Source organism: Streptomyces viridochromogenes (assembly GCF_001270495.1).
Classification (GTDB): domain Bacteria; phylum Actinomycetota; class Actinomycetes; order Streptomycetales; family Streptomycetaceae; genus Streptomyces; species Streptomyces viridochromogenes_A.
Genome location: NZ_LGUR01000027.1, coordinates 1 through 11,618 on the forward strand (window position 1 = coordinate 1; position 11,618 = coordinate 11,618).

At 65.5% G+C, this 11,618-nt stretch carries 11 protein-coding genes and 2 pseudogenes; 5 read left to right on the top strand and 8 right to left on the bottom strand.

What is annotated here, in order from left to right:
* Positions 1-759: 759 nt before the first annotated feature.
* From ADK36_RS49955 to ADK36_RS05680, 3 genes are all read right to left on the bottom strand, one after another.
* Complete coding sequence (locus ADK36_RS49955) at positions 760-996, bottom strand: hypothetical protein (RefSeq protein ID WP_234329685.1); 237 nt, start codon at positions 994-996, stop codon at positions 760-762.
* A gap of 106 nt (positions 997-1,102) precedes the next feature.
* Complete coding sequence (locus ADK36_RS05675) at positions 1,103-1,861, bottom strand: YqeB family protein (RefSeq protein WP_234329684.1); 759 nt, start codon at positions 1,859-1,861, stop codon at positions 1,103-1,105.
* A 285-nt stretch (positions 1,862-2,146) separates the two neighbouring features.
* On the bottom strand, positions 2,147-2,401 hold the full coding sequence (locus ADK36_RS05680) for a hypothetical protein (protein ID WP_048583222.1): 255 nt from the start codon (positions 2,399-2,401) through the stop codon (positions 2,147-2,149).
* A gap of 207 nt (positions 2,402-2,608) precedes the next feature.
* Here ADK36_RS05680 and ADK36_RS45845 point away from each other — a divergent pair.
* A pseudogene (locus tag ADK36_RS45845) lies at positions 2,609-3,345 on the top strand (IS110 family transposase); the annotation flags it as partial.
* Positions 3,346-3,479: 134 nt separating this feature from the next.
* Here the strand turns inward: ADK36_RS45845 and ADK36_RS49960 are convergent.
* Positions 3,480-3,847, bottom strand: a pseudogene (locus tag ADK36_RS49960) (transposase family protein); the annotation flags it as partial.
* A gap of 58 nt (positions 3,848-3,905) precedes the next feature.
* On the opposite strand from ADK36_RS49960, the gene ADK36_RS05685 reads away from it, so the two are divergent.
* A complete protein-coding gene (locus ADK36_RS05685; RefSeq protein WP_048583220.1) occupies positions 3,906-4,178 on the top strand; it encodes a YrhB domain-containing protein in 273 nt (90 codons plus the stop codon).
* Positions 4,179-4,583: 405 nt separating this feature from the next.
* Here ADK36_RS05685 and ADK36_RS05690 read toward each other — a convergent pair whose 3' ends face one another.
* Both ADK36_RS05690 and ADK36_RS05695 read right to left on the bottom strand, forming a co-directional pair.
* Complete coding sequence (locus ADK36_RS05690; RefSeq protein WP_053196576.1) at positions 4,584-4,811, bottom strand: hypothetical protein; 228 nt, start codon at positions 4,809-4,811, stop codon at positions 4,584-4,586.
* 218 nt (positions 4,812-5,029) lie between these two features.
* Complete coding sequence (locus tag ADK36_RS05695; RefSeq protein ID WP_159029207.1) at positions 5,030-5,614, bottom strand: hypothetical protein; 585 nt, start codon at positions 5,612-5,614, stop codon at positions 5,030-5,032.
* Between the two features lie 436 nt (positions 5,615-6,050).
* Between ADK36_RS05695 and ADK36_RS05700 the strand changes: the two genes are divergently transcribed.
* The 3 genes from ADK36_RS05700 (at position 6,051) to ADK36_RS05710 (ending at position 10,020) form a co-directional block, all read left to right on the top strand.
* Complete coding sequence (locus tag ADK36_RS05700; RefSeq protein ID WP_078916376.1) at positions 6,051-6,728, top strand: hypothetical protein; 678 nt, start codon at positions 6,051-6,053, stop codon at positions 6,726-6,728.
* 64 nt (positions 6,729-6,792) lie between these two features.
* Positions 6,793-8,208 (top strand): transcriptional regulator, encoded by a 1,416-nt coding sequence (locus ADK36_RS05705; protein WP_048583217.1) that lies wholly within the window; start codon positions 6,793-6,795, stop codon positions 8,206-8,208.
* Positions 8,209-10,020, top strand: coding sequence for a DEAD/DEAH box helicase (locus ADK36_RS05710; RefSeq protein ID WP_053196577.1), 1,812 nt, complete (start codon positions 8,209-8,211; stop codon positions 10,018-10,020). It begins immediately after the preceding gene.
* 403 nt (positions 10,021-10,423) lie between these two features.
* On the opposite strand, the gene ADK36_RS45855 is transcribed toward ADK36_RS05710, so the two are convergent.
* Positions 10,424-10,627 (bottom strand): DUF397 domain-containing protein, encoded by a 204-nt coding sequence (locus tag ADK36_RS45855; RefSeq protein WP_078916375.1) that lies wholly within the window; start codon positions 10,625-10,627, stop codon positions 10,424-10,426.
* Positions 10,628-11,473 (bottom strand): helix-turn-helix domain-containing protein, encoded by an 846-nt coding sequence (locus ADK36_RS05715; protein WP_053196579.1) that lies wholly within the window; start codon positions 11,471-11,473, stop codon positions 10,628-10,630.
* Positions 11,474-11,618: the final 145 nt, after the last annotated feature.

Genomic DNA, 11,618 nt, shown 5'->3' on the forward strand with positions numbered 1-11,618 from the left:
GGTTCAGCCAGGGGCTGGGGCTGGGGCTGCGCCTGGTCCGGGGAACGAGGCTGAGCTGCCGGGCGATGAGAAGCCGGCCCCCGACGAGCCTGCACCGAGCCCTGTTGAGCCGGGGGCCGAGACTCCGGTGGAGAAGCCGGGCGGTTCGGAGCATCCGGGTGAGCTGGAGCCCCCGGGGTATCCGGGGTATCCGGGTGAGCCGGGCTATCCGGGTGATTCGGGGTCAGGGGAGGAGCACCCCAAGCCGGAGGCCCCGGTGCCGTCGGAGGACCCGGTACCGCCGGAGGCTCCGGTGCCGCCGGAGGCTCCGGTGCCGGCGGATGGCCCGGGAGCCCCGGAGGTCGAGGCTCCAGAGACGCCCACGCCCATACCCACGCCCACGCCAGAGCCGTCGTCCCCAACTCCCGTAGAGCCGGGTCCGGTTGATGGGACGCCGGAGGTCCCGCAGACTCCGGAGGCCCCACAGGCCCCACAGGCCCCACAGGCCCCACAGGCCCCACAGGCCCCACAGGCCCCAGAGGGCCAGCACCCCCCAGACAGTCAGACCCCGCCGGTGAACACGGACCCCGCGCCCACGCCCCAGCCCACGCCCGGGGCCCCCGGAAACAACTGCGGGCCCTGACCACGACGAAGACGACCGACTGACCCGCCCGAGCCACGCGGGCCACACGGGTCACACGGACCACGTGGGCCGCGCCGAGTGCTACCCCTCGGCGCGGCCCACGTCCGCATTGCGGCCGGGAGACCGGCCGTACGAATTCAGTTGGAGTCGGAACCCGATCCCGACCCCGACCCCGAGTCCGAGCCCCCCAGGACGGAGAGATCCGAGCCCGAGCCCTGACGAGAACGCCCCGACCCCCGCACCAACTTGCCCACACCCAGGGTCACCGCGGCCACCGCGCGCACCCAGCGGGGCCCGCCCCGAGACGCCCATACGACACAGACGCACCCCCCGACGGTGAGCACGAGAACACCGACCAGCGCGAGCACGATCATGCTCATCCCCTTCTTCCACTACGGTCGACGCAATGCTCTCAGCCGATACGGCGCCCGAGCCCCGCTCCCCGGAACCTCCCCGAACCCACTCCCCGAATCCCGCACCTCAGGGCCGCAGCGGCGTGCGCCAGTACTGCCGCTTCTTCTCGTCACGTACGACGACGCCGAGCCTCAGCAACTCCTCGCGCAGTTCCCGGGCTTCCTCGGAGCCCTCCTCCTTCTTCCGGGCCACCTCGCGGGCCCGCAGCAACGCGTCCGCCCCGTCGGGCAGCCCGGGCATGCCGGGAACCCAGCGCCGGAACTCATCCCGATGCGGATCCTCATCGGCCCACCGATGGCCGTGCCCGGCGAAGGCATCGGCCAGCCGTGCCCAGGACAGGTTGCAGCCCTCCCGGGCGATCTCCATACCGTCCGGCCCGAGCAGCACGAGTTGCTTGCCGTCCCGTACCGCCAGGGCGACCTCGTCCCGCCCGAACTCCTGCGAGGAGCCCCGAACGCCGAGGACCACACGGTCGGCCGAAACCCTCACCGACAGCGACTCGTGCACGGCGACGAACCCGACCACCAGCCCCAGACCGGCACCCACCGCGATGCCCCCGATGGTCAGCCAGGGCTCCGGCACGGACGTCACCAGCTTGGCCGGCCCCTGCAAGGGTGCCCAGCGCAGCGTCACAAGCCAGTCGGCGAGAAGGGTGACGAGCCAGCCGACGCCGGCCCCGCAGACCGTGCAAAAGAGTGTCAGGAACCAGGCGGACTCGGCGAGCGAGGTGCTGCCTTCGCGGCCTACGGCCTCGCCCTTCTCCCAACGGAGACCCTCAGCGCTCCGTGCGTCCCCTGCGCTCCGTGCGTTCCCCGTATCCCGCATGTCCCCCGCCCTCATGTCGCTGCCACTCTCCCGCTCTAGCTCAGGTCGTCGGGTCGCCGGTATGGCGTAGCGCCGAGCCTGGCAAGCGTCCGTATGCCTTGTCATCGGCCGATGGTCCAGGACGCTGCGACTTTGGTCGTTGCTGTCGACACCTTCGAGGGCCTGGCATGGCCACTCGGGAAGGCAACGGGCGCCCGACGGGCGCACAAACAGGACCCGGCGCCGGGCTCGTGGCCCAGACGCCGGGTACCCCATTCGGTCAACTACGTGACGGATCCATGTTGCTCAGTGGTGGCAACCGCCGCCAACGTGTTGGTACTGCCCGCCCGGGTGGCCCTCACCATTGGCCAAGTTGCCGGCAAGGCCGTTGAGCAGCCCGACCTGGCCGAGAATGCTGACGTCCAGGTCGTGAGAGTGGCAGTGCCCGTGACCGTGACCGTGACCGTCATACGAGGGCTGGGCGTTCGCGGTGCCGGTGGCTATGAGGCTGAGGGTCCCGACCATCGCGGCCGCGACAGCGGCCTTCTGAAGCTTGCGCATTTCTCCTCCTTGGGTCGAGTAGAGCGCACACCTAAAGATCCTTATTGCGCTCATTTCGGAGGCTAATCCGATATCTCCGTCGGCGCTCATCGGGACTGCCATACGGAGCACGCCCGTGAAGCCCCATCAGCTCCGGCGGCCTCCCCCAGAGAGCGCGGCACCTGTCAGGGCCCACCCACCTTGGCCGGGTGAGGAGGCATCAGCTCTGCCAGATTCCGATACCGCGCTTGCGCCAGTGTCTCCCGAGCCAAGTCCGACGCGGCTGATGCCCGGGTCCTGGCCAACATCCTGCGGACCGACCGGCACACTCACCGCCCCCTGCCTGACGACAGCGAAGCCGGCCAGGCCGTCGCCGTCCTGGCTCGCGCTCACCAGCACGCGATCTGGGATCGGCAGCAGATGATCAACCGGCTCCGCTCACACTTGCGCGAGTACTACCCGGCCGCCCTGACGGCCTTCCACGGCCCTGGAAAACCCGGACTCGACCCGCCACGCGCCCGCGTGATCCTGACTGCCGCACCCACGCCGGCTGACGCCGTCAGACTCACCCGCAGCCAACTGCGCGCACTACTCAAGCGCGGCGAACGTCCACGCTGCGGAATCGAAGCAGAGGTCGAGCGACTTCGGGAGATCTTCCGCGCGGACTACCTCCGACAGCTGCCGCAGGTTGAACAGGCTCTGGACACCAAGCAACAGCGCTCATCCGGCAGGTCGATGCCGCTTGCACCAGCGTCGCCCAGCTCGCGGCGGCGACGGAGGAAGCATTTCTCGCGCACCCAGATGCCGCGATCATCGCCAGCTTCCCGGGGCTGTCCGTGCTCTCCGGAGCCCGTGTCCTCGCAGAGATCGGAGACGACCGCGAACGCTTCGCGGATGCCCGCGCGATGAAGGCATACGCCGGCGCGGCACCCGTTACGCGGGCCTCTGGTCGCAGCCATGTCGTTGTGGCTCGCAACTGCTCGGCTGCCTCTACCACTGCCTACAACGCCGCACGCTATTCGACCCCGATCGTGCCTTCACACCGCCCGTGGACCTCGCCGCCTGATCACCTACTTGACCCACCAGCGACATGAGATGTCTTCGACTGCTCGGCGACGGTGTGGTCGCGGGTGGACACCAGGGTGCCGTCCACGATCAGCACGGTGCCCCTGCGGAACCGCTTGCGAGCCTCCAGCGCAAACGACGGCCCGAGGTGGCGGATGATGCGGTCGCCGCGGACTCGAGATGCCGCACAGCGGGACGAGCTGACGTCGGGTCAGATTCGTACGCCAGTAAGCGGCGACCAATAGGACTCGGTCCTCCTAGCGGTAGTCGCCAGGGTCGGCCTTGTGGGTCGGGTCGGCACCCTCACACGCAACGCGGTGATCAGCCTTGCGAACTTCCGCGGGCTCAGCCCAGTGAAGGGGCTATCCAGGACGGCTCGGACGCCGTGATCACACCAGCCACACGAAGATCATCGCCGGATGGTTAGGGTGCCTTCGTCGAGGTGACGAAGTGGAGACGAATGATGGAGCAGGACGAAGCCCTGAAGCTTGCGGTGGCATTTCTCGCGGACAGCCAGAGCGAGTACGAGCCGCCGCTTGCCATCGACACAGAGCGAGTCCGCCAGAGCAACGGGCTCCTGATCGTGCCCTACAACTCGGTGCAGTACCTAGCCTCGCGTGATGTGAGAGAGCAACTGTTGGACTGCTGGCCCATCCTCGTCGACCTTGAACGCGGAAACGTGCGCTTCGGGACCCTGGACGAGCGCCACCTGTGGAGGATTCACAGCACTTGACGGAGGCTGTGGCTGTCCACAACCACAGTTACGGGACAGCTCTCAGGTACCGAACGGCATCCAGGTTGCTTCGCTGCACGCCGACGATTGATAGCACCAGCCCGAGGAATGCACGGTTGCCTCCATCGAGCCCGAGCGACGTTGTCGTGGACCGCCGCGGCCGTCAAAAGGGGTGCGCCTCATGGTTCGTTACTCCGGAGGAACCAGCCACAGGCGGCAAACGGGGCTGACGTCGTCACACGTCTGTCTCGTCCAGGAACTCACGGAGGTCAACTTCCTCGCGGGCTCCGCGGTTTGTGGTGGTCACGTGGATGCCGGCGATCGCGACGTCTACGCAGGCAGCAATCGCCCGCTGGCAACCTGGTGCGCTCGGTGGGCACCGAATGCACCAGGCATTTGCACACGTCAGGCGCCGAAGAGCCGTGCCAGCAATACCTGGGCGAGGATCCCTCCGCCGGCGAAGGCCGCTCCCTTGAGTAACTGGACTATCAGAGCCCAGCGCAGGAAGCGGACGCGGCGTCGGATCTTCAGCCAGGGCGCGATCGGCTTGGTGCCGTCGGCTGTGCCACGACGGCGCAGCCGAGCAGCCCGAAGCTTCCTGGCGAAAGAGGCCAGGTCGGCCTTACTATTCAATTTGGAACTCCTTGTTGGTCAACGGAACTAACGGGGATGTTCAAGCAGGGGAGGCTCCGGCCGCGGTTTGGCGACCTCTTGGACCGGGCCTTCCCTGCATCTCCGTGCTGGAGGCCCGCGGCAGGTGTCATTAACTGCGAAACAAGATTTTAAAAACATGCTTGGCAAACCTCCAAGATCCTCTCTTCTGGCTCGTTGATGGATTCTCTGAGGGAGGCCTAGCGGGCCTCGCCAAAGGCAATCGTGATTTTCACTGAATCCTTTCCTGCGGATTCCGCAGCGCGAAGAAGGATTTCCATCTCGTGCGGCATCCCCGCACCGGCGAGGGCGCTGACGGTGGCACCGATTTCCTCTTCGTTCAGCGTCGTCCCCAAGCTCCACAGAAGATTGATCTGGTCGACGTGAGGAATCTCCGTGAGGTGCTCTGGAAGGCCTGCCCCCTGCGGGGTGGCGCCAGAGGACCGGCGCAACGCTTCGATGCCGCCCAGGGGCTCCCGCTCGGCCGCCGAGGCAGAGGACCGGCGCAACGATCCGCCGCCGACGACCCGTCCGCGCTGCCTGTCGCGCTCGTTGCAGACACAGCCGTCGCCGCATCGACGGCATGTTGACTTCCGGGCGGCATGAAGCAACTCCTCAAGTTCCGCGAAACTGCAACTCAAAGAGGTGCCCGACGAGTTGAGTACCCCATCGGCCGCCAGGTCGTACAGCTGCCTCAGTGCCTCCGGGGCGGGGAGCCGCCGTCCGGAGAGCCAGTGAGACAGGAGGGACGGTGAGATCGCCAGCGCCGTGGCCTTCACCTTCATGGTGGCGCCGGGGTGGACGTGCGGGATGAGGCCCTTTAGAGCACAGGCAAGTGCCCGCACCTCCTCTGTAGCCCCTGGTACGCAGGCGTCGCTGATGGACCCAAGTGACGGCATGCCAAACGAAACCTTTCGGACGCCCAATACTGCCTCGGATACTGCAAATTGAGAGAACCCTATCCCGTCGCCCCGCGCAACAGGCCTCGTTCGCAGGGTTTCCTGACTACGTTTCAGGTAAACAGCTCGACCGCCGCAAACCCTGAAATAAGCGGAGGAAACGGATCTTTACAAGACCTCAAATTTTCACCCTTGAGTAAAGATCCCCAATTGCTGGAATGGTCACGGACGGTCGTGCTAGTAATGAATCTCCGCAGGCGATTGCTCTGCATCGGCACCTCACACCTCCCGGCGGGAGGGTTCCTCTGCGAATGGAGTCACCATGCCGTCCTGGCAGGATGCCGGCCTCGGAACGATGAAGCGCGTTGCCCTGTGGCTCGTCTCCGAGGTTGGTGAAGGGAACACCTTCACTAAGGAGCAGTTGCGTGAGGCGTTCCCTGGGGTCTCCCAGGTGGACCGGCGGATGCGCGATCTCAGGGACTTTGGCTGGCGGATCCACACAAACAGGGAGGACGCCGGACTGGATTCGCGTGAGCAGCGATTCGTGGAACCTGGTGACCCCGTCTGGGAGCCGGGCCGCGCCACCCGAAGGACCGGCACGATGGCGATCGGAGCCGGTCGTCGGCGCGAAGTCCTGAGTAACGACGGGAACATGTGCCGGTCATGTGGCATCACGCCTGGGGAAGTCCATGCTGGTACCCACGAGACGGCCCAGTTGGACATCGCCCGCAGGGAAGTGGTCAAGCCTGACGGCACCAGGGCTGTCGAGCTGGTCACCGAGTGCAAGCGGTGCCGGGTAGGTGGCCGTTCCCTGACCGCGGACCTAGGCAAGGTTCTGAAGGAGACTGCCGGCCTTAACCCGATCGAGCGCAAGGTACTGTCCGACTGGGTCGCGGCCGACCAGCGCCAGTTCAGCCGCCTGGAGCAGATCTGGAGCGACTACCGCTCCCTGCCGGAAGCTTCGCGGGCCCAGCTCCGTGCGGAACTGGGGCTCGGCTGAGCCCGGCGGACACACGCAGGACAGACCCCCGCGGAAGAACGCGAACGAAAGCAGGAGCGATTACATGGCCAAGGGCTACGGACTGCCGCCGGGAGCCGAGGAGAACCGCGCGCTCGTCCGGTCCCGGCTGGACGAGATGACTGCCGGCGAAGGCCCCCGCGAGACGTTCACCGTCGACTGGAGGGGAGCGCTCGAGCACCTGGAAGTCATCCAGATGCCGGTGGGAAACCTGTACTACAACCCCGCGACCCACCGTATTCGTGCCCAGTCCAGCCATGATCCGAAGCGAGCCGAGGCGCTCACGGAGGAACCCTGGAGCACCGGAAGCCAGGCATATCTGGACCACCTCCTGCAGGCGCTACCTGCGGACCCGACCCGGACCGACCCTGAGTTCGAAGAGTTGGTCGGGAGTCTAAAGGAGTACGGGCAGACCGAGCCGGGTCTGATTACCCATGAAGGCGTCCTGGTCAACGGAAACACCCGCCGCGCGGCGCTGATGCAGCTCTACGGCCCCAATCACGCCATGCGCGTGGCCGTGCTCCCGGCCTCGTGCAGCTGGCAGGACATTGCCGCGGTCGAGCTGTCCCTGCAGCTTCGGAAAACGCACCGACGAGACTATTCGTACATCAACAGGTTGCTCGCAGTGCAGGAACTCGTGGAGCAGGGGACGCCCCTCGCTGTCATCGCCACCACCTTCCGTACGACCACTGATCGCTGCCGACAGGACCAGTGGGTTCTCGCCCGCATCGAGTCCCTGATCGAGCGCAGCGAGGCTGCGGGCGAGCGTCTCTCCCTGGTGGCTTTCGAGGAGCAGGCGGAAAAGTTCCGCGAACTGCACCGCGCGTACACCAAGCAGTACGCCGCTAACCCGGAGAAGGCAGAATTTCTGCTGGAGAACCGGCTGGCAGCCATGCTGTTGGGCTTTGCCAAAACTGATGTCCGGTTCATCGAGCACGACTTCCGGGACCGCTATCTCGCCAAGGTCCTGCCGATCAATGAAGCCCCAGCCGAAGCATCGGTGAGTGTGGCCATCCCCGGTTTGGGGCGAGCGGTGAAGGGACCGTCCGCTGCTCTTAGCGCGGCAAAGGCGCTGACAGACGCAGTCCTGCACGCAAGGGCAGTCAGCCAGCCAGGCAGCACAGCTTCCCAAGCAGTCACCGAGGAAGCGCAGAAGGAGTTCAAGAGGCTCCGCGTAGCCATGGACGAGGCCATTACAGACGCTGGGCGGGAAGCCCGTATCAAGAAGCGAAAGCAGGCCGCACCAGCTCGCTTGGCCGACGCCGGGCGGGACATCGAGCTGTGTGTGACCGACCTCGTCATGTCCAGGGCATCGCAGAGTCTGGATGAGGAGGCATTCGACGACGCCGTCACGGACCTACGGCAGAAGCTGGAGAAGCTTGCGATTGAGGCAAAGCGCACCGTACGTCACCCTGGTGATGGCGTGACCTGGCTCCTCGAGGCGCTCGGGAAGGCTCGCTAGGTGTCCGAACCCAGTCTGACGATTGGCTTTGATGTCACTCGCACTCAGGCCGAACTGCGAACCGTGCCCGAGTGTCGCGCTGCACTCGGGCAGATGATCGCCAGCTTTCCCAGCGGGCGGATGACCGACAAGTTGTCTGCCACTGTCTCGTTGGACAGCTTTGTCGCCAGCATCAGTGCACTGGGCTCCTGGCCTAAGCCCGAAGGCGTCGCCTGGGAAGACGACTTCCGCGTCCTTGTCGAGGAATTGCTCGACACAGCGGACACGGCAGAGCGCCTCCTCAGTGGTACGCCAGACGAGGACACCATCGAGCCGGACGCCGTCCCGGCTTTGTTGGGTGACGGTTGGATCGGCCCTCTCACCCCGTTCCAGAGGCGCGACATCGCCCGTCTTTTGTCCATCGGGCATGGCGCCAACTTCAGCGTCCCTGGCGCCGGCAAGACCCGCGTGTCCCTCGCGGCATTCGCTGCGCTCCGCACCCGCGGGACAGTAGTGCGCATGCTCGTGGTAAGCCCCAAGTCCGCCTACGACGCATGGCGGGAAGAAGCCCGGCAGTGCTTCGCCGTCCCCCTGGACGTGCAGGTGCTGACCAAGGAGGTGCCTGCTGCCGCCGATGTGATCCTCGTCAACTACGAGCGTCTAGACCGTGCTCTCAACGTGCTCTCCCACTGGCTGAAGGCCTCGCCGACGATGCTTGTCCTAGATGAAGCGCACCGCATGAAGTTGGGTGGGGCCGGGGTTTATGGTGCCTCCTGCATGGCACTGGGCCCGCTCAGCCGGGTCCGCATGATTCTCAGCGGGACCCCGGCGCCCAACGGCTCCAAGGACCTGGAGAACTTGCTCTCCTTTGTTTGGCCGGGACATGGGCGGCGGGTGGTCACCCAAGCCGTCGACGGCGGGAACCTGGCGCACGCCAGCCAGGTGTTGCGCCCCCTGTACACCAGAACAACCAAGGTGGAGCTGGGCCTGCCGGCGGTCGATACGCGGATTCGCCGCCTTCCCATGCCGCCCCTGCACCGTGAGATCTATGACGCTCTGAAGGGCAAGTTCTCGCCGCGTGCAGCGGCGGACAAGTCCGACTTCGAGGCGCTCGGCAAGGCCGCGCTACGACTGCTGATGGCCGCCACGAGCCCGGCCCTGCTAGTTGAAGGCTCCGCTCGCCACGAGCCGCTGCACTTCCGGCTCCCACCACTGGAGGTTCCAGAGGGAGATCCTTTGTCTGTACTGCTCCGACAGCTTCCCGACTACGAGCTGTCACCCAAGTACCAAGAGACCCTCTCCATCGTTTCCGCCAATGCAACTGCCGGACGCAAAACCCTGGTGTGGACAAGCTTTGTCCGCAGCATCACCTCGCTTCAGGCGCTGCTGGCACCGTTTCAGCCTGCCGCGGTGCATGGGGGGACACCCGACCGGGCAGCGGAACTGCGCCGCTTCCGGGAGGACCCAAACTGCGCTGTCCTGATCTCCAATCCGGCAACCCTTGGTGAAGGCATCAGCCTCCACCAGGTTTGTCACGACGCTGTCTATGTGGACCGAGACTTCCAGGCGGGCCGGTACCTGCAGAGTCTCGATCGAATCCACCGTCTCGGCCTCCCCCCTGACACGGAGACACGGATTACCGTTCTCGCAGCCGAGGGGAGCGTCGACGACATTGTCGCCATGCGGCTGGCGAAAAAGCTGGATTTCATGGGGCGCATCCTGGACGACCCCGAAGTTCAGCAGCTGGCCGACCCGGAGGAGGAAGTACCAATGGCCGCGGGAATGAACGTCGCCGACGTACAGGCGCTCCTGGAACACTTGGGGACGAGGTAGCGGTCCCTTTACGATCCGTTCCAGAGCTCTGATCGAGAGGGCGTCGACGGGCACGACTCGCTCGTGCCCGTAGAGCTGATCTCCGCCAAGGCGAACTCACACAGCCCTCCGGGATCGGCCTGTGCGGAAGGCCTTCGAACTCTGCAGCATGGCATGAGTGGGATCTGGCAGCCAGAAGGGGAAGGGGGAACGGGTCGTGGTCAGAGTGGCGTTGGAGGCTCGGGTCCACTCGACCGGATCCGCTATGCGGCAGCCTGGTTCGCGCGCCGAGGCCCGCGTTGACGTGCACCGGGACACGTACTACGACCGGCCGGAAGGCTTGTTGGGGAAAGCGGCCGAGGAGATGCACGTCCGGACTGCATGGTGAACGCCAGTCCCGTCCGCCGCGTCCAGGATTCGTCCGTCAGCCGACACGACGTGTGGCCATCAGGAAGCTCCGCCAAGCCTCTGCCGAGATCACGAGGTGAGGTGATTCAGTCCGCTTGGAGTCCCGTACTAGAACACCAAACGGTATGAGAGCGGCTTCTACACACTCGGTTGTGTTGCCGCCGCTGTACGACGACTTGAACCAGACGGGCTCCGAGACGGGCTGAGAGCCAACAGACATTCAAAGCTCCTTGCGGGCGCGATGGATCACGGCGGAGGAAGTCTCCATGTCCAACGCTTGTGCCCTGAGGTACTCGAACGCAAGTCTGTATCGCTCCAGTTCCTCCTCCTTCTCCAAGAAGGGGGAGCCCGTGTGGAAGTCGACGTACACCACGTCGAGAGCCGGCTCGGTGCCGCCGATGATGACAAAGCTGCCAAGTGCTGCGGCGTGGGCTCCTTTGGAGAAGGGGAGCACCTGGAGCGTGATGTGAGGTGACTCGTTCGCTTTGAGTAGCCGATCGAGCTGTTCCTTCATGATCTGTGGCGAGCCGACGACGCGGCGGATGACCGACTCGTCGAGGATCGCCCACAGGTGCAGCGGCTTCGGGCGGTTGAGGATCTCTTGCCGCTTCATGCGGATGTCAACGAGCCGCTCGATCTCCGCTGCTTCCAGGGGAACTTCGTTGGCCTTCTGCAGGGCTGTGCTGTAGGTGCGTGTCTGCAGGAGGCCAGGCACGTAGACGCAGGAGAAGTGGCTTTCGCGTACGGCCTCGTCCTCAAGCGTGAGCAGCAGGTTCATGCTCTCCGGGATGGAGTCGGCGAAGGAGTTCCACCAGCCTTGTTGCTTGGCATCCTTCGCGAGTCCGACAACCGCCCTGCGCTCAGACTCAGTTGCCCCGTACTCCCGGCAAAGAGCATCAATGACGATCCACTTGACCGGCCCAGCCTGGGTCTCGTACCTGCTGACCGTGGCCTTCGATACGCCGACAAGCTGCCCGGCTTCCTCAAGGGTCAGTCCCTTGCGGGCACGCAACTTGCGCATCATCGCGCCCAGTTGGCGGCGGCGGGTTGTGGTCCGTTCGGACATGAAGCTCCTTGCCATGTGCCGGGCGGCAGGCCCGGAGATCCCGTCAGGCTAAGGGTTGTCCCGTAAATGATCTCCGGCATGCTGGATGACCTGTGCGTTTCCCCGTCACCCGGCGAGGGCAAGGTTGTGCAGGCGGGCGATGCCG

Excerpts from the sequence above, each read along its gene's own strand:
- ADK36_RS49955 (WP_234329685.1), bottom strand. The coding sequence starts at position 996 with ATGATCGTGCTCGCGCTGGTCGGTGTTCTCGTGCTCACCGTCGGGGGG.
- ADK36_RS05675 (WP_234329684.1), bottom strand. The coding sequence starts at position 1,861 with ATGCGGGATACGGGGAACGCACGGAGCGCAGGGGACGCACGGAGCGCT.
- ADK36_RS05680 (WP_048583222.1), bottom strand. The coding sequence starts at position 2,401 with ATGCGCAAGCTTCAGAAGGCCGCTGTCGCGGCCGCGATGGTCGGGACC.
- ADK36_RS05685 (WP_048583220.1), top strand. The coding sequence starts at position 3,906 with ATGATGGAGCAGGACGAAGCCCTGAAGCTTGCGGTGGCATTTCTCGCG.
- ADK36_RS05695 (WP_159029207.1), bottom strand. The coding sequence starts at position 5,614 with ATGAAGGTGAAGGCCACGGCGCTGGCGATCTCACCGTCCCTCCTGTCT.
- ADK36_RS05700 (WP_078916376.1), top strand. The coding sequence starts at position 6,051 with ATGCCGTCCTGGCAGGATGCCGGCCTCGGAACGATGAAGCGCGTTGCC.
- ADK36_RS05705 (WP_048583217.1), top strand. The coding sequence starts at position 6,793 with ATGGCCAAGGGCTACGGACTGCCGCCGGGAGCCGAGGAGAACCGCGCG.
- ADK36_RS45855 (WP_078916375.1), bottom strand. The coding sequence starts at position 10,627 with ATGTCTGTTGGCTCTCAGCCCGTCTCGGAGCCCGTCTGGTTCAAGTCG.
- ADK36_RS05715 (WP_053196579.1), bottom strand. The coding sequence starts at position 11,473 with ATGTCCGAACGGACCACAACCCGCCGCCGCCAACTGGGCGCGATGATG.